Genomic DNA, 19,239 nt, shown 5'->3' on the forward strand with positions numbered 1-19,239 from the left:
TGCTCTTTCTCGAAATCGACTGCCTCGACCTCACTCCAGCCGCAACGCCTCGGCTCCGGGGCGCAGCCCTCTGGCCAGCGACTCGCCATCCATCGCCTTCTTGCCCTCGGCCTGCACGTCGAGCAGCTCCAGCCAGCCATCCGAACCGGCGGCGAGCAACCGCCTGTCCTCGACACGCAGCGTACCCGGCGCTTCCAACGCTCCTCCGCCGACGAACGGACGGGCGCGGTAGATTTTGAGGCTCTTGCCGCCGAAGGTTGTCCAGGCGGTCGGCTTGAGCGCGAGGCCGCGGATGAAGTCGTGCAGGCGGCAGACGGGCTGATTCCAGTCGATGCGAGTGTTCTGGCGGTTGAGCTTCGGCGCTTTGGTGGCGAACGTCTCGTCCTGCTTTGCGGGCATCACCGCGCCAGCGGCGATCATCCTGAGCGTGCGCTCGACGGTGCCCGCGCCGATCCCGGAGAGCCGTTCAAGCAGCTCCGAGGCATTCTCGTCCGGAGCGATGGGCGTACTGTCCGAGGTGATGATGTTGCCGGTATCGACCGACTGACGGAGGAAAAAAGTGGTCACGCCGGTTTCAGCATCGCCATTGATGATCGACCAGTTGACGGGAGCCGCGCCGCGATAGGCCGGGAGCAGCGAGCCGTGCAGGTTGAACGCGCCGAGCGGCGGCAGCTCGAAGACGGCGGGCGGAAGAATGCGGAATGCGGCCACCACGATCACGTCGGGGCGGGCGGCGGCGAGCGCTGCGGCGAACTCCGGAGTCGTCACGTCGTCAGCCTCCAGAACCGGCAAGCCAAGCTCCAGGGCAGCCTGTTTGACCGGCGTCGGCTCCGGAGCCGAGTTCTTGCTGCGGCGAGGTTTGTCGCAACCGGTGACGACCAGCACCGTCTCGAACTCCGGCGTCATGTCGGCGATACGGCGCAACGAGGGGACGGCAAACTGCGGCGTCCCCATGAAAACAACTCTCAGCGCCACCCCTCAGACCTCCGCCTCTACCTTTTCGACATTGCGAGCAAGCGGATAGCTCGCCTTCACGCGCCCCTCTGCAATGGCCTCCAGCTCCTTCTGGATTTTGCGCCGATCTCGCTTCACCATGCGATCGACGAAGAGGGTACCGTCGAGATGGTCGATCTCGTGCTGAAGCACGCGAGCCATCATGTCGCTGAAGCTGGCGGTCTGCTCCTCGAACTTCTCGTCGCGGTAGTGCAGCGTGATCGACGACGGGCGGACGACGTCGCCCGCGACGCCGGGCACGCTGAGGCACCCCTCCTCCATCGAGTTGCGCCCGCGAACCGAAACGATGCGCGGATTAATGACCACCATCGGCCTGAAGTCGGCGTACTCCTCGATGGTGGAAATATCGACCACGACCAGGCGCAGCGACTGGCCCACCTGGGGCGCGGCCAAGCCGATACCCGGCGCTTTGTACATGGTGTCGAACATCCCGGCGATCAGCTCCTCGATGGCTGAATCGATCCCTTTCAGGGGCCTGGCCTTCATGGCAAGCACCGGATCGCTGAAGGTATTGATCGGTAAAATCATTGAACGTCTCTCTCCTGAATTGCGCTGGCGGCATCGAGCGCCAGCCCTGCTGAAATAGAAGCGGACAAAAAAAGTCCACTTTCCAGAAAAACCCTGCGGAACTACAAATAGTTGCCCCGTTAACAGGCTTGAAAAAAATGCAATGTACAATTTTCAGCCCTTTTTTGCAGCCATTGCCTGAACCCCTTTACGGCCAGTGGCAACAGGTAATTCAGGGAAAAACGGTACATTGCAGCAAAGAAACGGCAGGCAACGACCAATCGCAAAAACAACAGCGCAACGGTGAGCACAAAGGGTGGCGATACAACGGCAAAGGTCGAAAACCTCTTCAAATCCTTCATGAAGAAGGAGGGGCTTCGCTGCACCCAGGAACGGCTCAGCGTGCTCAGGGAGATTTACCGCGCGGGCACGCACCTCGACGCCGACGAGCTGTTCGTCCGGTTGCGTGAAAAGGGGGTGGCGATTTCCCGCGCGACGGTCTATCATACGCTCGATTTACTCTTTAGATTCAACTTCGTCACCAAGATCGACCTCGGTCACAAGCACACCCACTACGAAAAATCGTGGGGCGTGGCCAACCACCTGCACATCATCTGCCTGAAGTGCGGCAGGGTTTCGGAAGCCACGAGCCAGGAGCTGGCGGGCATGATGGAAAAGCTCTGCCGGGAACACGGCTACTGGCTTGGCAGCTTCAGCTTGCAGCTCTTCGGCGAGTGCCTCGACAAAGAGGCCTGCGCCCGGCAAATCAAAAACAAGCGCAACGAGAAAGTCTGAAACCACCGACACCATGCCCTGGCTCTACCTGATCCTCGCCATCGTCGCCGAAGTCGCCGGCACCACCAGCATGAAGTTCTCGGCGGGCTTTACCAAACCGATGCCATCAGTTTTGATTTTCGTTTTTTACGGCCTGAGTCTTACCTTCCTCACGCTGGCGCTCAAAACGCTGCCTGTCGGCATGTCCTACGCCATCTGGTCGGCGCTTGGCACGGCGCTCATCACGGCAATCGGCGTGCTCTGGTTCGGAGAGGGGATGAACACCATCAAGGTGATCTCCCTGATCCTCATCATCGCGGGCATCGCCGGATTGCATTTCAGTCAGGAAATCATGAAGTAAGACGAAAAGGCATGACTCACCAACATCCGGTTTACCGGCGAATCGTCGTCAAGGTCGGCACCAACGTTATCACGGGCCGCGACGGCAAGCTCGATCCGGCGATCCTTGACAGCCTGACCTCCCAGATCGCCTCGCTTTCGGCGGACGGGGTGGAGGTGATTCTCGTCTCGTCGGGCGCCGTCGGCGCGGGGCGCGGCATCGTTTCGCTCACCGGCTCGCTCACGCCGGTCGAAACGCGGCAGGTACTCGCCGCCACCGGGCAGATCCGGCTCATCAACGCCTACAACAGCCGCTTCGAAAAGCACGGCATGACCGGCGCGCAGCTTCTCGTCACCAAGGGGGACTTCCGCGACCGGCAGCACTACCTCAACATGCGCACCTGCTTCGAGGCGCTGCTCACGCAGAAAATCGTGCCCATCGTCAACGAGAACGACGCCGTGGCCGTCACCGAGCTGATGTTCACCGACAACGACGAGCTTTCCGGCCTGATCGCCTCGATGTTGCAGGTTGACGCGCACATCATTCTCTCCAACGTCGATGGCCTGTTCGACACGCAGACGGAGGGCAATCCGGTGATCGAAGAGATCGACCCCGGCTCGAAGAACTTCAGCCAGTACATCCGCCCCGGCAAATCGGAGTTCGGACGCGGCGGAATGCTCACCAAGTGCACCATCGCGCACAAGCTCTCGCGCCTCGGTATCACCGTGCACATCGCCAACGGCACCACCCCCGGCATTTTGCAGACCATCGCGCACGGCGGCAAAACCGGCACGAAATTCATCGCTCAAAAACCGGAGCACAGCCGCAAGCGCTGGATCGCCCTGAGCGGAGGACTCGAAAAAGGAGCGGTCATCATCAACCAGGGCGCCAAGGAGGCCCTCACCTCCGACGAGCGGGCGACAAGCCTCTTGCCCGTCGGCGTCACCGGCGTCGAAGGCTCGTTCCTGCGCGGCGACGTCATCCGCATCTGCTCGGAAGACGGCAAAGTCATCGGCTACGGCATGGCCTCCTCTTCCGCCGAAAAAGCCCGCTCGACAATGGGCCAGAAAGACCACAAGCCGGTGATCCACTACGATCATCTGTATATCGTGCCGTAAAAAAACCAGAAGCGCCACCCAAAGCTTTCGGGACGACATCTTCTGATTCTGTAAATTTTTCCCCGATAGGGGCAGTCCCTTGTGGCTGCCCTGCTCCCCAGCCCCGCGACAACCACATCACACGACGGAATCCGATCCCGATTTCGATTTGGATGACACCCGACCGCGCTGAAACCCTGACGTCAATCATGCGATAGGGACGAGTCTGCGTGTCCGCCCTCAGCTCCAGCGAAACACCTCTGGCTTCCAAATTACGCGGGCGCACATTCAGGCTCGCACTCCTTTCGACAAGAAACCCGCCATCAGGTAAAACAAGAGCTTCCAGAAACAATAAATCCTCTTCTTTACGAAAGAAAATTAAAATAAGATTATTTGATTTATCTTATTTTAATCATAAAACCCAAACAAGAGCAAGCCATCAGACCCATGTCACTATTTCCATTTTCAGAAGAGCTGGTGACGGAACGTCTTCGTTTTGAAAATCCGTGGTGGATAACCGGAAACATCGAGGCGTACTACTCCTCCATGTCACCCAGACTTTACAAGAAGCTGTTCCTCCCACTGGTCATCGATCACTCCGTCAAACGCGCCGTCATTCTTATGGGGCCGCGTCGTGTGGGCAAAACCGTGCTACTGTACCATTCGATTCAGGAGCTGCTCGATGCTGGCCATGATCCGCAGAAAATCGCCTTCATCTCCATTGAAACGCCGGTCTATACCAACGCCTCGCCTGACGCGCTTTTCAGGCTTTGCAGAAAAGTGACCGGCAATGCCGATCCAAAGGGGTGGTATGTTTTTCTTGATGAAATCCAGTACCTCAAGGAGTGGAAGCGGCACCTGAAGTCACTGGTTGACAGCTACCCTGAAACAAAATTCGTGGTTTCAGGATCGGCAGCAGCAGCCCTGAAGCTTAAAAGTACTGAAAGCGGTGCGGGCAGATTCACTGAATTCATGCTCCCCCCGCTGACATTCAACGAATATATCCACCTGCTCGGTCTTCAAAATCTGCTGCGGGCGTCTGAACAATCTCCCCCCGGCTTCGATTATGAAGCGTTCGACACAGGAAAGCTGAATGAACATTTTCTCAACTACATCAACTATGGCGGGTACCCGGAAGTGATTTTTTCTGAATCGATCCGCGCTGATCCTGGCCGATACATCCGCTCGGACATTGTCGAAAAAGTGCTGCTCCGGGACCTGCCCGGCCTGTATGGCATCAAGGACGTGCAAGAGTTGAACAGCCTTTTTACGATGATCGCCTGGAATTCCGGTCAGGAGTTTTCACTCGAAGAGCTGAGCAAAAGTTCGGGAGGTGTCGATAAAAACACATTGAAACGATATATCGAATACCTTGAAGCGGCTTTTCTTGTCAGGAAATTGCTGCGGACAGACAACAGCGCAAAACGGTTCAAACGCATGGTGCAATTCAAGATATATCTGACCAATCCATCACTGAGAAGCGCTCTTTTTGGCCCTATTACCGCAACAGACGACCATATCGGCGCTATGGTTGAAACCGCCGTGCTTGCGCAATGGATGCACAGTGAGCAGTCCCATCTCTGGTACGCGCGATGGCCCAAAGGAGAAGTCGATCTTGTCGAACTCAACAAGCACTCATTCAAACCATCATGGGCTGTCGAGATCAAATGGAGTAACCATTGCTTCGAGCGGCCGTCGGAACTGAAATCACTGCTCTCTTTCTGTCAGACCAACAAGCTCAAGGAGGCGCTTGTCACCACCATCGACAAACAGGGAACCAGGGAGTGTGATAGTATAAAACTCAACTTCGTCCCGGCGGCTGTTTACGCATGGAAGGTTGGCAACAACATCCTGTACGGGAAAGAAACACATCAGAAACTCTGAGATGTTTTCCCCGCGTTCAGCCGCACCCAGGCGGCGAAACGATCCATCCACCCCTGCAAAAACTCGCGGCTGGCGGGGCCTATTCCGCCCTCCTCGTCGAACAGGCCGTCGTAATAGCCGATGAAGGCTTCGGGCTGGCCGAGCGTCGAGACGTCGAGCACGGCGAGGATGTTGCGCAGGTGCTGCTGGGCGAGCGCCGTGCCGCAGGCGCTTGGCGACACGCCGATCATGCCGGCGGGCTTGCCCTCCCAGGCGTTGTGCCCGCTGGGGCGCGAGCCGTGGTCGATGGCGTTCTTGAGCACACCGGGAATCGAGCGGTTGTATTCCGGCGTGACGAACATGAGGCCATCGGCCTCGCCGATCTCTCGCCGCAGGCGCTGCATCGCTTCGGTCGGATGCGCTTCGTCATCCTGGCTGTAGAGCGGCAGGTTGTCGATGCGGAGGTGATGGAACGAAAAATCGGCGGGCGCGAGCCGGACGAGCGCGTCGGCAAGCTTGCGGTTCAGCGACTCGCGTCTGATGCTGCCGACAAGTACAGCGATACGGTAAGTGCTCATAACGAAGTTAGGTAAAGTTCATCGATGCTCTCAGCCCGAACGCAAACCGGGCGCTCATGGTTTCCTGCCACACCGACGGCAATTTTGAAGCTGCGGTGAGAATACGTATTATATTTTCAACACTACTCAAAGAGTTCTCAAGCTATTGCCGACCTCCATCCGGAAAACAGGCAAAATGAAAAAAGTCCTCCTCGTCACCGGCATCGTCATCGCTCTTCTCACGGGCCTCGGCTTCTGGCTGCACCAAAGCTATACGATCCTCAAAACCAAACCCCCCGTGCCTCTGAAGAGCGACGTCGAACTCGAACGCCCGTCATCGCTTTTCAACCTGCCAATCAGCATCGAACACACCGTGCTCTCGAACTACCTGAACGGCAAAATTCGCGGCAACTTTCTGAACGCTGACCTGTGGCTGCAAGAAAAGCACAAAGAGCGCATCAGCCTCGCCCTGACCCGGGAAGAACCCATCACCATCAGCTCGGATGGCCGCAAGCTCTTCTGCGCCTTTCCGGTTTCGGCGGAAGCGCGGCTCACCGACAGCCGCCTCGGCAAGTTTCTGGCCAAGCTGCTGGTGAGGCCGGTTCGCGCCAAAGCGGTCTTCACCTTTTCGACGCCGATTTCGCTCGACCGAAACTGGCGTCTCCGGACGCGATTCCGCATTGTGGATGTTCGGTGGGAAGAGGAGCCGGTGGTCAAAATCGGGCCGTTCCGCAAAAACATCCGCGCCAACCTCGACTCGCTGCTCACCGGCAACAGCCGCGGTCTGACCGCCCTGCTCGACACCGAAATTCACAAAGCGGCAAGTCTCTCCCCCACCATTGGCGAGGTCTGGCATGATCTGCAAAAACCGATTGTGCTGACCCGAAAGCCGCTGCCCGTCTGGCTTCGCTTCCGCTGCAACAGCATCAGCGGCAACATCGCCCTGAACAGGAGGGCCATCGTCTGCAACACCCGCATCAGAACCAGCATGAGAGTGCTGACCGACACCACGGCAATGCTTCCGCCAACGCCGCTGCCCCGATTCCGTCAAACGCCACGAGACAGCATTGCAACCATCTCCGATGTCAACTTCTACGCCCTGGTTCCCTTCACGAGCATCAACAGGCATCTCAACGGCTATCTGATGAACCGGAACTTCAGCCGTTCGGGATACGACGTCATGGTGCGCAGCGTCAGGGCTTACGGCTCGTCAAGAGGGCTTTCGGTCGCCATCATGACCGACCGCGACCTGAAAGGCCACGTCATCATGAGCGGACGGCCACGCTACGACATACCAACCCACACCATCAATATCGACAATTTCGACTACTCCCTCGATACCGGCCATCCGGTTGTCCGCACCGGCGAACTCCTGCTGCACGACGCCATCCGCGACAGCATCGCCACGCGGCTCGACGTGCAGATCGGCTCGCTCGTCAACCGCCTTCCGCAAGTCATCACCAGCGCGGTCTCCAGAGCCAAAGCCGGCAGAACCATCGACCTGGTCATCGACAGCCTCACCATACGCAACTGTGATGTCCGCATTGGTCGCCACAACGTCTATCTTCTGGTCAACGCCACCCTGAAAAACACCCTGCGCGTCAAGCGGATCAAATCCGGCAAAGCGATCAGAATTCGCAAAAAAGCTGACGAAAAGCATCGAGGCCCCGATAACGGGCAAAGCGATGACACCCGGAGCAGCATCAACATCCCCTTCACCCCGCCTTCGCGAAAAGCCGTCGCCCCTCCTCGTTATCCGTCATTTTTACTCAATTCTTATCAGCGTTCACTTTCTATTGGCAAATTCCCATAGAAAAGTTTTAATTTTTACCATTCATAGTTCATTACCAGGGAACAGCCATCTATGCTGGGAGACGTTCTGCTGATCAACGATCAGCACAAATCAGCGGCCAAAGCCATTTTTGACCGCGTACTTTATGACCTGAAGCTGCTCGAAGAGCGGGGCGAGGGCGGAAAGTTCACCGTGGCCATATCGGGCGAATCGGGAGCCGGAAAATCGGAAATCTCCCACTCGCTGGCGCTGTTGCTCAAGGCGCAGAATATCCGCGTCAAAATCCTGCATACCGACAACTATTACCGCGTCCACCCTCTCGACCGCCGGGAACACCGGATCAGCAACAACTACGAACTGGTCGGCGTTGACGAATATGACTGGGATACGCTGCATCGAAACATCGACGACTTCCACCAGAACCGCAAGGTTTCCGTGCCCTGCATCGACATCATCACCGAAGAGGTCGATGAGCTGGTCACCGATTTCAACAAGATCCGGGTGCTCGTCATCGATGGCCTCTACGCCATTCGTACCGAGAGAGTTGACCTGCGGGTTTTCATCGACCTCACCTACCACGAAACCAAGCTCAGCCAGCTCCTGCGCTGCAAGGAGCCGACCGACGGCTACCGCTGGAGTGTACTCGAACGCGAGCACCATCACGTCCGGTCGCTGATGCACCTGGCCGATCTGCATGTGGACCGGAACTATCAGGTGGTCGATCCCGCTTCAAAACAAGGCATCCATGTGAAACGGTCGCCCTGAAGCGATGCGCTTCCGGCGGATGCAATTTCGCCGTCAACCTTGATTCAGAGCCATGAACGAAACCATAGCCACCATCCTCAAACGGCGAAGCGTGCGCGCCTACCGTCCCGACCCGGTCGCCCAGCCGGAACTCGACCTGATGCTCCGGGCCGCCCGTCACGCCCCCACGGCAATGAACCAGCAACCGTGGCACTTCACGGTCATCGGCAACCCTGAACTGCTCCGAAAGCTCGAAGAGCACTGCAAGAGCGCGTTCCTCGAATCGACCAACGAAGCACTGAGGGAGATCGCCAAACAAGAGGAGTTCAGCGTTTTCTACCATGCGCCGATGCTCGTCATCATCTCCGGCGATCCGAATGCGCTGGCCGCGCAGTACGACTGTACCCTCGCCATGGAGAACATGCTGCTCGCCGCCACCTCGCTCGGCCTGGGCAGTTGCTGGACGAACGCCGTCATGATGTACTACGCCACCGAAAAAGGCAAGGCGAAGTTCAGGGAACTCGGCGTCACCTTCCCGGAAGGCTACCGGCCCTACGCCGCCGCAGCCTTTGGCTACCCTGCCGCTGAGTGGCCCGAAACACCGCCCAAAAAATCGGAGTGCGTGACCTTGATGGATTGATGGTCGCAAACCCTTCGCTCGATTTGAGAGGCTGTCTCGGCAACACCACCAAAACAGCCTCTCAACCACAGTTGTAAATCCCCCGGCCGCATCTGTTTACAAAAAAGATGCGGCCGACTTCCCGCCTGCTCCGCCGCGCCAACACAAAAAAGCCGCGCCCGAAAAGCGCCGCCGCGCTCTTTTTTATTACGGACATTAATCTCTAACTTGTTGAAGCAGTACTTCATACTGCTCTTTTCACAACCCGTTGCAACCCCCCAACCGGAGAAAACATGAAAAAAACCATCGTTTCAACCTCGCTGGTGATCCTCTGCCTGCTCTCTTATTCGATCAGCTTCGCAGCCCTCAGCCAGATGACCGGCAAGTGGGAAAACACCGATTCAGGCGCCAGAGGCATCACGACCCTCGTCATCGACGGCAACGCCCGCAACCTGACGATGCACGCCTGGGGCAAATGCCATCCGAATGATTGCGACTGGGGCGAAGTCGCGGCTTACCCTTACGCTCCCGACGTCTCCGCTCCGCTCGAAATGACGGCCAAGGCGGCCTCGGCAATGTTCACCACGAGCTTCAGCCAGACGCTCGTCATCGTCAGGCCCGCCGGAAACAATACGCTCCGCGCCGAGGTCTTCACCCGCTTCACCGGTTACAGCAATCGCAACAACTACACGGCGGTTTACACCTTCAAACGGCAGTTACAGCTCGCCCCGGTGAGGCCGATGCCACTGCCCATGCCAATAGTCAAAGAGGATTGCGTGTCGTTCAACCCGGCAACTGCGACCGTCACGAATATCAACGGAAACTGGACGATTGTCGATGGCAACCACCTGATGTTCAACTTCGGCGATAAAAAAGCGGAAGCGCTGAAGGCGCTGAAAATCATCAAATTCTACCGGATGAACAGCTCCTGCTTCGTGGGACGTCCCGACCCGAGCTTCCAGTACCTGCTGGTCAACGGCAACGCGCCCCAGGGAAACATGCCGGGTGAGGATTGCGTGAGCTTCAACCCCAACACCATCGAGGTCAGGAACATCGGCGGAAGCTGGAAGATCGTCGATGGCAGCCACTGGCTCTTCAATTTCGGCAGCAAAGAAAGCGAGGCCAGAAAAGCCTTTGCCATCATCAAAAAATATGGCTTCTCGCGCTCGTGCTTCGTTGGCCGTCCCAACCCAAGCTTCAAGTACCTGAGAAAGTAACAAGCACAGGCACTGCACGATCAAAACCCCCGGCTTCAGCGCATCGAGGCCGGGGGTTTAATCTTTATATTGGAACGAGATGCGATCCCGCAGCGCTCGGCCCTCAAGCTGGACGCCACACAAATCGCCCCGCCAACATCATCAGCTTCCACGCATGATCGCCCCCGACAGCCTCATCCTTTTTTGTCACACCGATTCCGGCAACCGGATAGCGCCGCCGCACTTCGCCGCAATCCCGCGACGGTTCGGATTGCTGCTGGCGGTCGTTTCGCTCCTGGCCGCGCTGCACCTCTTCCCGGCGGCGGCAGCGTTGGCGAAACCGGCGAGGCTCACCGTGCTCTTCACCGGCGACCTGCACTCGCACTTTTCGCCGCATCACGAACTCGCGAGCGACGGAAACGTCCGCGACGCGGGCGGTTACGCCCGGCTGGCCACGGCGATTGAAACGGAGCGCCGTCGGGCGAACGGCGGTGTGCTCGTCGTCGATGCGGGCGACTTCACCCAAGGCACGCTCTACCACACCGTCTTACGGGAGGAGGCGCTCGAACTGCGCCTCATGGGCGCAATGGGCTACGACGCCGTCGCCTTCGGCAATCACGACTTCGACTTTCGACCCTCCGGCACTGCCGCAATGCTTCGCGCCGCGCGAACCAGAACCAGCGTACTGCCGCAACTGCTCATCTCGAACCTCCGCTTCAGCCAGAGCGACTCCCGCGACGACGCGCTGCAAAAGGCTTTCCGCGACTACCCGGTGCGCGATTACACGGTCATCGAGCGCAACGGAGTGCGCATCGGCATCTTCGGCCTCGTCGGCAGGGATGCCGCCGAAGACGCTACCTTCGCGGCGCCGCTCACCTTCTCCGATCCCGTCGAGGCGGCGAGAAAAACGGTCAGAATTCTCAGGGAGCGCGAGAAAGTTGACCTCATCGTCTGCCTGTCGCACAGCGGCACCAATCCCGACTCGCGGCGCTCCGAGGATGAAAAGCTCGCCGCCATCGCGCCCGGCATCGACGTGATCGTCAGTGGCCACACCCACACCGTACGGCACTCGCCGATCATGGTCGGAAAGACGGCTATCGTCTCCGCCGGATCGTACGGCACGTGGCTCGGTGTGCTCGACCTGAAGGTCGAGAAAGACCGCCGCGTTTCGGTGACGGAATACCGCTTGCGGAAAATGGACGCGAGTGTGCCGGAAGAGCCGAAAATCGCCCGTATGATCGACGGCTTCCAGAGCCTCGTCGAGCGGCGATACCTCTCGCACTTCGGCTACCGCTTCAACCAGGTGCTCGCCCGCCAGACGTTCGACGTCGAGACCACCGAACAGACCTACGCCCGCCCCGGCGAAACAGGGCTCGGCAACCTCGTCACCGACGCCTGCCGCTACGCCGTCGAAGAGGCGGAGGGCCGCCGACGCCACATCGACGCCGCCATCGATGTGCTCGGCTGCATCCGCTCGTCGCTCTACCGGGGCGACCTGCGCGTGGCGGACGCCTTCCAGACCGCCTCGCTCGGCCCGGTGCAGTACGGCTATTGCGGCAACACCATCGTGGTCGTCTATCTCACAGGCCGCGACCTGAAAAACCTGCTCGAAGTCCACACCAGCATCGCCCCGTCGAAAAAGGACGCCTCGCTCAGCGTCTCCGGCATCCGGTTCCGCTTTAACCCCAACCGCGTACCGTTCGACCGCGTCACCTCAGTCGAAATCGAAGGAGCCGACCACCGCTACCGGACAGTCGAAAACGGGCGACTTTACAGCGTGGCGATCAACTCCTACCTGGCCAACCTGATCGGCCTCATCAGCAAGAAATCGCACGGCATCCTCGCCATCACGCCGCGAGACCAGGCGGGCAATCCGGTGAGCGCCAAAGACGAAAGCAGGCTTACGGTGATGCGGAACAACGGCGAGCCGCTGCGCGAATGGGTCGCCCTGGCCGAATACCTCGCGTCGTTCCCGGAAAAGAACGGCATTCCGACGGTGCCCGAACGCTACGCCAAACCCGAAGGGCGCATCGTCGCCGTAGCCACATGGAACCCAATCGCGCTGGTCGCCGGAGGCAACTGGCTCACCGCCACCGCCGCCACGCTCCTGGCAGCCGCGGTGATGGTTGTGATTCTTGTGGTGCGCCGGGTTATCGCAAAGCGAGGTCATGCTTTAAGCAAAAAGCAATAACCAACAAAAGATCGCCCGAACGTCCACGCCATTCACAACATCCACTTCGCCCACTTCCGCCAAGCGCTCGCTTCGCGGACAAATAAACAGATTGTACTTTCCGGTTGTTGTTCTACCGACAACGCCGAAAAACCTCTGGGAGAAGCGCTCCGCGCCGCTTGGGATACCGGATGCTCGAATACAACAAAAGTACTATATTTTGTTTTTTAAACTCAAGCGGCTCACCGGCATCAGATGACTATACGATACCATCAGGAGACAGCGCTTTCGCAATAGTTAACAATCCTGAACCATGATTTTAGGAAACGTATTAAACATCGAAACCTTCATCGACCTCGGTCTGGATCCCGGCTCGGCAAATACGCTGATGTGCATAAAGGATCAGGGCATCGTTGTCAATGAACCCACGATTGTCGCTGTTGAAAGCGATTCCGGCAAATTGCTTGCCTTTGGGCACGATGCCCTCAACATGCACCAGAAAATGCATCCGGGCATCCAGACTATTTTTCCTGTAAACAACGGACTCATCGGCGATTACGACAATGCCCAGAAGCTGTTCAGGGAGCTGCTGCACCATGTCAAGCCGAGAATCCTCTTCGGCATTCACAGGATGGGAACAAGCGTTCCGATCGGTTTGACTGAAGTCGGAAAGCGCGCATTCTTCGATATGGCTGAACATCTGGGCGCAAAGGAGGCCTGGCTGGTTTTTGAGCCGATAGCCGCGGCGATAGGAGCTGGAATCAACCCGCTCGACACGGTTGCAACCCTGATCGTCAATCTCGGAGCCGGAACCACGCAAATTGCCGTACTGTCGCTTGGCGGCATTGTTTCCGGAGAATCGCTTTCGGTTTCGGGCAATCAGATCAACAACGCAATCATCCAGCACCTGCGAGAAAAAAACAATCTGGCAATCAGTGAGTACGCCGCTGAACAGATCAAGCTGCAAATCGCGGCAGCCGACAGGCTCGACCGTGATAGCCGGTTGCCGGTCAAGGGCTTCAATCTTCGTTCGGGTTTTCCCGAAACGCAGGAGATCAGCACCACTGCTCTCGGCGAAGTCATCGCCGCGTCGTTACAGGAGATCGTGAAGGCAATCAAGAAGTGCATCGAAGTGCTGGCCGACAAGCCCGATGTCGCCGTCGATATTCTCGAACGCGGAATTTTTTTGACGGGAGGCGGTGCGCTGCTGGCGGGAATCGACAAAATAATCCACTCAGAAACCGGCTTGCCGGTAACAATCTGCGACGAACCGCAAACCGCAGTCATCAAAGGCCTGTGCAAGATTCTGGAGAATTTCGAACTCTACCAACCAGCGCTCATCAATAGCAAGAATAAGCATAAACCGTAACTGGTAGTTGTGGCGCTTTACGCTCATCGGCAACCGCGAACTGCTCGGCAAGCTCAAAGGACACTACAAGAAGGCGTTCCTCGAATCAAATAACGAAGCCCTGCGGGAAATCGCACGACAGCAGGGATGCCGCGTTCTACCATATGCGCCGATGCTCGTCATCATCTCCGACGATCCCGAAGCCCTGGCCGCGCAATACGACTGTACGCTCGCGATGCCGAGCGAGGTTGCTCGCCGCAACCTCGCTCGGCATCGGCAGTTGCTGTTGCTGTTGCCTGCGTAGCAACTCGACCGGTTCACGCCGGCACGCCCGCATCACGTATAGATACGACAACGACTTATCAGGTAACAATTTACAAAATCAACACGATTTTACAATTGTTATACTTTGATTTCACAAGTTCTTTTCGTATTTATTTTATGTAGTACCTGTTTGGTTGTTTTAACAAACATTTGTGTTTTTAACAATTGAAATGGAGATCTACCATGCCTATTCCTTATACTTTTCTTGAAAAAGTGCCCAACGGGCCATCCATGGCATTTGCTCTCAGCAACACCTTTACCCTCTCAGACGATCCCGCTCAAAGCACCTTTACCATGGGTCAATTATTCGGGATGACCTTCAGCCTTGGAGGTAGCCCCTATCACACCGATCACTGGGAAATCGATGCCGGATGGGGCAACGATGTCATCAACGCTGCCGCCAGCACGGAGAACAACATCTTCCGGGGTGGCTTCGGCAATGATAACATCACGGGAGGCTCCGGTGCTGACTACATCGATGGCGGAGCCGGCAACGACATCATGATGGGAAATGGCGGCATCGATACTTTTGCGCTCTCCCGTGGGCAGGATGTGATCCAGGATTTTGAAGCAACCGTAAAGATCTACGACACCATCGATTTTGAGGGAATAACTACTTCTCCTTTTGCTGATTGGGTTCCAGACGGATATATGGGTCTTGACTGGAATAATGCGGCGGCTTTACGTCACGATTATCACTCAGGAAGCGGATATGATAATGTCCTCAACTCAGGCAATTATGTTGGGTTCGATAATGCTGCATTGGGCCTGTCGTTCTCTAACAGTGCTGAAGATTTTGACCTTGTCAGTGCGAATATGGCGGCAGCATGGAATAATGACCTTGAAGTGACTGTTAAGGCATATGATGATGGTGTCCTTGTCGGAACAGCAAATCTGCTCCTCGATCCAACCAAGGAATTGATTGATTTCAGTGCTTATGAAAATGCAACCAATCGATTCACCAGCATCGACACCGTTGAAATTGATGGAGTGGGTGGAACCAATGCCGGACTTGATGGTGGCGGAGAACATGTCGCCATGGATGACATCATCCTTGCTTATGGTGAGCCTGGTGATCTGATCGATGTCCCGGATGGCTGTGATATCACCGCGTTGCTTGCCTCGGCAGTTTCCGACGGTCATGGAGGTACGGTGCTTACCTGCGGCACGGATACCGTGACCCTGACCGGAGTTGCTCCGGGAGAGTTGACCGCCGAAATGTTTGTCTGATTTTTCCGCATTCCTCAACAAGGCCGGAAGCTCCACTCACTTCCGGCCTTGGCGTTATCCTGTTGTGACATGCCCCGCAGCACGTATCGAACCGTCTTCAAACCAAAAAGATCGCGACTCCCCCAACCTCCTCAATTCTCCGAATCCCTCAACACCTCCTCGCCCTTTTTGCCGACCTGCTCGTACGAAGTTTTATTCGTCGAGAGCGGCGAGCGGAGGACGCGGATCGGGCGGGCTTTGGCGGATTGCGCGGCGGTGATGTCGGTGTCGGAGTCGCCGTAATAAATCTTCACCTCCTTGGCGGTTATCGAGGGCGTTTTGGACTGGTTGCAGGTAAAAATCACCTCGGCTTTCTTCAAATCGAAACATTGCCTGAGAATCTGCGGCACAATGTTCACTTGCGAGCTGTCGCGAGCGGTGATGAAAACAATCGTGTCGCCGCGCTGCTTGTGCATCTGGATCAGCGCCGTGCCGGAGGCTTTCGGAATGCTGAACTTGTCGAACGTTCCGTTCATGTCGTTCCAGAACGCTTTTGACGTCCACAAGCTGTCGCCGACGGGATACCGGTTCCTGCCGCCGGGACCATCGTGATTGTTCACGCCGTAATAAAATCCGGGACTGGAGAAGAGCACGGTGTCGTCGATGTCGAATCCGGCGACAATCGGCTGAGGCGGAAGCGTCGCCCTGATTTTTTCGACGGTGACGTAATGCACCTGCGTACAGGCCGCTGCAAACAGATACAGCAGCGCGAAAACAGCCCTGAATTTCCCGGTCATGAGTTCCTCCTCGTCGTTTTGATGAAAAGAGAAAACGTTTCAGGAACAAACGATGAACTGAAATCGGATCACGCGAAGCACACCGGTTACGTACTGACTGCCAATCGTATCGAAGGCCGCGCGAAAAGGCGGGAAAACGGGGAAAAGCGGCCAAGCGTAAACTCTTTATAGGTACAGAAAACGGGGCATTTTCACAAGCACGCCACCGCACGGAGGCGCTGCGGCCTTACGCGGGTTTAGGTGATCGGGTGATGGTGAAAAGTGGACGATGTGGACAGGAAAGCGAGGCGCGGAAAAACACCGCGCCTCTTTCATTTTCAGCCGATTTTATCCTTGAACTCGCAGACCATGCGGCTGACCGTGTCGGTGTCGATGAGAAAGGCGTCGTGGCCGTAGGGTTCGTCGAGAAAAAGCAGGCGCGAGCCGGGGATGAGGCGGGCGAGTTCCTCCTGCTCCTCTTTGGGATAGAGCACGTCCGAGTCGATGGAGAGAATCTCCACCGGCATCTTCAGCGCTCCGAGCGCCGCTTCGTATGACTCGCGTCCGCGTCCGAGATCGTGCATGTCCATCGCTCTGGTGAGGGTGATGTAGGTGTTGGCGTCGAAACGCCCGACCAGCTTGTCGCCCTGGTGGCGCAGGTAGCTCTCCGCCTCGAACAGGCCGTCCTCGCGCTGCTTGCGCCCGAACCGCTCCTGATAGTTCTCGAAGCAGCGGTAGGTGCACATGGCCATCATCCGGGCGGCGGAAAGTCCTTTGCGCGGCTGGGTCGCCGGATCGTACCAGCCGCCGAGCCACTCCGCGTCGGCGGCGATGGCCTGCCGCTGCGCCTCGCTCTGCGCGATGCACCACGCCGAGTGACGGCCCGAAATGCCCATCGGCATCAGCGCTCCGGCCATGTCGGGATACATCGCGCCCCATTCGAGCACCTGCATTCCACCAAGCGACGCGCCGATGACGAGGCGGATTTTGTCGATGCCAAGTGATTGCAAGAGAAGGCGTTGCGCGGCAACCATGTCGCGGATGGTGATGCGCGGAAAATCGGGGCCGTAGCGTTTGCCGGTCTCGGCATTGAGCGACAGCGGCCCGGTCGAGCCGTAGCAGCTTCCGACGACGTTGCTGCAAATGATGAACTCGCGGGTCTCGTCGAACGCCCGCCCCTCGCCGAACATGCCGCACCACCAGCTATCGACATCGGCGTTGCCGGTGAGCGCATGGCAGACGAGAATGACATTGCTTTTCTCGGCGTTCAGCTTGCCCCAGGTGCGGTAGGCGATGGTCAGTTCCGGCAACGTTCCGCCCAGTTCGAGCGGCAACGGTTCGTGCGATTTGAAGAAGAGGGTACTGTCGGAAATGATCGGTATATGCTCCATTCGGGTCATGCTAAATTCTCGAAAGCCTGGCTGAAGTCAGCCTCGATGTCGTCGATGTGCTCGATGCCCACCGACACGCGCACCATATCCGCGGTGACGCCCGCCGACTGCTGCTCCTCTGCGCTGAGCTGCTGGTGCGTGGTCGAGGCCGGATGGATCACCAGCGTCTTGGCGTCGCCAACGTTGGCCAGGTGGCTGGCCAGTTTGACGCTGTCGATGAACCTGATCGCCTTTTCGTAGCCGCCCTTGACACCGAAAGTGAGCACGCAGCCGAAGCCGTGCGTCAGATATTTCTTTGCCAGCTCGTGCGTCGGATGATTTTCGAGGCCGGGATAGTTCACCCACTCGACCGACTCGTGACCGTCGAGCCAGCGGGCCAGTTCGAGCGTGTTGTCGAGGTGGCGCTGCACCCGGAGCGAGAGCGTTTCGAGACCCTGCAACAGCATGAAGGAGTTGAACGGGCTGATGGCCGGGCCGAAATCCCGCAACCCCTCGACCCGCGCCTTGACGATGAAAGCAACGTCGCCGAAAGTCTCGTGGAACTTCAGGCCGTGGTACCCCTCCGAAGGCTCCGCGCAGAGCGGAAACTTGCCGTTCGACCAGTCGAACGCGCCCGAATCGACGATGATGCCGCCCATCGAGGTGCCGTGCCCGCCGATCCACTTGGTGGCCGACTCGACCACAATCGAAGCGCCATGATCGATCGGGCGGCAGAGGTAGCCCGCGCAACCGAAGGTGTTATCGACAATCAGCGGAATGCCGTTCTCGCGAGCGACGGCCGCCAGCGCCTCGAAGTCCGGCACGTGGAACGCCGGATTGCCGATCGACTCGGTGTAGAGCGCCTTGGTGTTACCGTCGATGGCCTGGCGGAACGCTTCGGGATCGTTGCCGTCAACGAAGCGAACCTCGATGCCGATGCGCTTGAAGGCGACCTTGAACTGGTTGTAGGTGCCGCCGTACAGGTAGCTCGACGAAACGATGTTGTCGCCCGCCTGGCAAATGGTGGCGATGGCGATGAACTGCGCCGAGTGGCCGCTCGCCACGGCAAGCGCCGCCTTGCCCCCTTCGAGCGCCGCCATGCGCTTTTCGAGCACGTCGGTGGTCGGGTTCATCAGGCGCGTGTAGATATTTCCCGCCTTGCGAAGCGCGAACAGATCGGCGCCGTGCCCGGCGTTTTCGAACACGTAGGAGGTGGTCTGGTAAATCGGCACGGCGCGCGATCCGGTCACCGGATCAGGCTCCTGCCCGGCGTGAACCTGCAAGGTCTCGAACCGGTAGGAATTGTCCTGGGTCATGGCAAAAAAATGGATAGTTGAAGCTTACGCTCCATGCAGGGGAATCGTGGTCAGGATATAGGTGCGGTAAGCGCTCAGGTGAGGTATGAAGTCAAAGGTCATGCATACATCATCTTTCCCGAATCTCCTCCGGGATGGATTTGGCACCGCTCATGTGGAATGAAGGTTGCCAAGGCTTCGCAGGGCCAGTCCCTCCGCCTTTCTGGATGATAGCTCGAAATCT

18 protein-coding genes and 1 riboswitch are annotated in these 19,239 nt (G+C 57.8%); of the genes, 12 read left to right on the forward strand and 6 right to left on the reverse strand.

Going from position 1 to position 19,239, the window contains the following annotated elements:
• Positions 1–30: 30 nt before the first annotated feature.
• Both fmt and def read right to left on the reverse strand, forming a co-directional pair.
• Positions 31–969 carry a methionyl-tRNA formyltransferase gene (gene fmt / locus EST62_RS02545; RefSeq protein ID WP_256372348.1) on the reverse strand — a complete coding sequence of 313 codons (939 nt, stop codon included), beginning with the start codon at positions 967–969 and terminating at the stop codon, positions 31–33.
• Positions 970–978: 9 nt separating this feature from the next.
• A complete protein-coding gene (def, locus tag EST62_RS02550) occupies positions 979–1,542 on the reverse strand; it encodes a peptide deformylase (RefSeq protein ID WP_129050540.1) in 564 nt (187 codons plus the stop codon).
• Between the two features lie 339 nt (positions 1,543–1,881).
• On the opposite strand from def, the gene EST62_RS02555 reads away from it, so the two are divergent.
• The 4 genes from EST62_RS02555 (at position 1,882) to EST62_RS02570 (ending at position 5,616) form a co-directional block, all read left to right on the forward strand.
• Positions 1,882–2,316, forward strand: a complete 435-nt coding sequence (locus EST62_RS02555; protein WP_129050566.1) for a Fur family transcriptional regulator — start codon at positions 1,882–1,884, stop codon at positions 2,314–2,316.
• 13 nt (positions 2,317–2,329) lie between these two features.
• Positions 2,330–2,656: a multidrug efflux SMR transporter gene (locus tag EST62_RS02560; RefSeq protein WP_129050541.1), complete on the forward strand. Its 327-nt coding sequence runs from the start codon at positions 2,330–2,332 to the stop codon at positions 2,654–2,656.
• A gap of 11 nt (positions 2,657–2,667) precedes the next feature.
• A complete protein-coding gene (proB, locus tag EST62_RS02565) occupies positions 2,668–3,753 on the forward strand; it encodes a glutamate 5-kinase (RefSeq protein WP_129050542.1) in 1,086 nt (361 codons plus the stop codon).
• 372 nt (positions 3,754–4,125) lie between these two features.
• Positions 4,126–5,616: an ATP-binding protein gene (locus EST62_RS02570; RefSeq protein WP_245153418.1), complete on the forward strand. Its 1,491-nt coding sequence runs from the start codon at positions 4,126–4,128 to the stop codon at positions 5,614–5,616.
• Here the strand turns inward: EST62_RS02570 and EST62_RS02575 are convergent.
• Positions 5,604–6,173: an NADPH-dependent FMN reductase gene (locus tag EST62_RS02575; protein WP_129050543.1), complete on the reverse strand. Its 570-nt coding sequence runs from the start codon at positions 6,171–6,173 to the stop codon at positions 5,604–5,606. The genes EST62_RS02570 and EST62_RS02575 overlap by 13 nt on opposite strands.
• 175 nt (positions 6,174–6,348) lie before the next feature.
• Here EST62_RS02575 and EST62_RS02580 point away from each other — a divergent pair, with 175 nt between their 5' ends.
• The 8 genes from EST62_RS02580 (at position 6,349) to EST62_RS13925 (ending at position 15,575) form a co-directional block, all read left to right on the forward strand.
• Positions 6,349–7,965, forward strand: a complete 1,617-nt coding sequence (locus EST62_RS02580) for a DUF4403 family protein (protein ID WP_167599133.1) — start codon at positions 6,349–6,351, stop codon at positions 7,963–7,965.
• A 51-nt stretch (positions 7,966–8,016) separates the two neighbouring features.
• Positions 8,017–8,709: a uridine kinase gene (locus EST62_RS02585; RefSeq protein ID WP_129050545.1), complete on the forward strand. Its 693-nt coding sequence runs from the start codon at positions 8,017–8,019 to the stop codon at positions 8,707–8,709.
• A gap of 52 nt (positions 8,710–8,761) precedes the next feature.
• On the forward strand, positions 8,762–9,328 hold the full coding sequence (locus tag EST62_RS02590) for a nitroreductase family protein (protein WP_129050546.1): 567 nt from the start codon (positions 8,762–8,764) through the stop codon (positions 9,326–9,328).
• Positions 9,329–9,600: 272 nt separating this feature from the next.
• Positions 9,601–10,524 carry a hypothetical protein gene (locus EST62_RS02595; RefSeq protein ID WP_129050547.1) on the forward strand — a complete coding sequence of 308 codons (924 nt, stop codon included), beginning with the start codon at positions 9,601–9,603 and terminating at the stop codon, positions 10,522–10,524.
• Between the two features lie 154 nt (positions 10,525–10,678).
• A complete protein-coding gene (locus EST62_RS02600; protein ID WP_167599134.1) occupies positions 10,679–12,694 on the forward strand; it encodes a bifunctional UDP-sugar hydrolase/5'-nucleotidase in 2,016 nt (671 codons plus the stop codon).
• 292 nt (positions 12,695–12,986) lie between these two features.
• Complete coding sequence (locus tag EST62_RS02605; protein ID WP_129050549.1) at positions 12,987–14,042, forward strand: rod shape-determining protein; 1,056 nt, start codon at positions 12,987–12,989, stop codon at positions 14,040–14,042.
• Between the two features lie 7 nt (positions 14,043–14,049).
• Positions 14,050–14,325, forward strand: a complete 276-nt coding sequence (locus tag EST62_RS02610; protein ID WP_129050550.1) for a hypothetical protein — start codon at positions 14,050–14,052, stop codon at positions 14,323–14,325.
• Positions 14,326–14,528: 203 nt separating this feature from the next.
• Positions 14,529–15,575: a calcium-binding protein gene (locus EST62_RS13925; RefSeq protein ID WP_129050551.1), complete on the forward strand. Its 1,047-nt coding sequence runs from the start codon at positions 14,529–14,531 to the stop codon at positions 15,573–15,575.
• A gap of 131 nt (positions 15,576–15,706) precedes the next feature.
• On the opposite strand, the gene EST62_RS02620 is transcribed toward EST62_RS13925, so the two are convergent.
• The 3 genes from EST62_RS02620 to EST62_RS02630 all read right to left on the reverse strand — a co-directional run bounded on the left by EST62_RS02620 (position 15,707) and on the right by EST62_RS02630 (position 19,016).
• Positions 15,707–16,351: an HAD family acid phosphatase gene (locus EST62_RS02620; protein WP_129050552.1), complete on the reverse strand. Its 645-nt coding sequence runs from the start codon at positions 16,349–16,351 to the stop codon at positions 15,707–15,709.
• Positions 16,352–16,668: 317 nt separating this feature from the next.
• The gene (gene metX, locus EST62_RS02625; RefSeq protein ID WP_129050553.1) at positions 16,669–17,730 is read right to left on the reverse strand and encodes a homoserine O-acetyltransferase; all 1,062 of its coding nucleotides are present in this window, start codon (positions 17,728–17,730) and stop codon (positions 16,669–16,671) included.
• Entirely contained in the window at positions 17,727–19,016 is a 1,290-nt protein-coding gene (locus EST62_RS02630; RefSeq protein ID WP_129050554.1) for an O-acetylhomoserine aminocarboxypropyltransferase/cysteine synthase family protein, read from the reverse strand. Before EST62_RS02630 ends, metX begins: the two co-directional genes overlap by 4 nt.
• A 106-nt stretch (positions 19,017–19,122) precedes the next feature.
• A riboswitch (SAM riboswitch) is annotated at positions 19,123–19,229 on the reverse strand.
• Positions 19,230–19,239 lie beyond the last annotated feature (10 nt).

Source organism: Chlorobaculum sp. 24CR (genome assembly GCF_004118635.1).
Classification (GTDB): Bacteria; Bacteroidota; Chlorobiia; order Chlorobiales; family Chlorobiaceae; genus Chlorobaculum.

Bases quoted from the DNA above. Each gene is read 5' to 3' on its own strand.
- def (WP_129050540.1), bottom strand. From the start codon at position 1,542: ATGATTTTACCGATCAATACCTTCAGCGATCCGGTGCTTGCCATGAAG.
- EST62_RS02555 (WP_129050566.1), top strand. From the start codon at position 1,882: ATGAAGAAGGAGGGGCTTCGCTGCACCCAGGAACGGCTCAGCGTGCTC.
- EST62_RS02560 (WP_129050541.1), top strand. From the start codon at position 2,330: ATGCCCTGGCTCTACCTGATCCTCGCCATCGTCGCCGAAGTCGCCGGC.
- proB (WP_129050542.1), top strand. From the start codon at position 2,668: ATGACTCACCAACATCCGGTTTACCGGCGAATCGTCGTCAAGGTCGGC.
- EST62_RS02575 (WP_129050543.1), bottom strand. From the start codon at position 6,173: ATGAGCACTTACCGTATCGCTGTACTTGTCGGCAGCATCAGACGCGAG.
- EST62_RS02580 (WP_167599133.1), top strand. From the start codon at position 6,349: ATGAAAAAAGTCCTCCTCGTCACCGGCATCGTCATCGCTCTTCTCACG.
- EST62_RS02585 (WP_129050545.1), top strand. From the start codon at position 8,017: ATGCTGGGAGACGTTCTGCTGATCAACGATCAGCACAAATCAGCGGCC.
- EST62_RS02590 (WP_129050546.1), top strand. From the start codon at position 8,762: ATGAACGAAACCATAGCCACCATCCTCAAACGGCGAAGCGTGCGCGCC.
- EST62_RS02595 (WP_129050547.1), top strand. From the start codon at position 9,601: ATGAAAAAAACCATCGTTTCAACCTCGCTGGTGATCCTCTGCCTGCTC.
- EST62_RS02600 (WP_167599134.1), top strand. From the start codon at position 10,679: ATGATCGCCCCCGACAGCCTCATCCTTTTTTGTCACACCGATTCCGGC.
- EST62_RS02605 (WP_129050549.1), top strand. From the start codon at position 12,987: ATGATTTTAGGAAACGTATTAAACATCGAAACCTTCATCGACCTCGGT.
- EST62_RS13925 (WP_129050551.1), top strand. From the start codon at position 14,529: ATGCCTATTCCTTATACTTTTCTTGAAAAAGTGCCCAACGGGCCATCC.
- EST62_RS02620 (WP_129050552.1), bottom strand. From the start codon at position 16,351: ATGACCGGGAAATTCAGGGCTGTTTTCGCGCTGCTGTATCTGTTTGCA.
- metX (WP_129050553.1), bottom strand. From the start codon at position 17,730: ATGACCCGAATGGAGCATATACCGATCATTTCCGACAGTACCCTCTTC.
- EST62_RS02630 (WP_129050554.1), bottom strand. From the start codon at position 19,016: ATGACCCAGGACAATTCCTACCGGTTCGAGACCTTGCAGGTTCACGCC.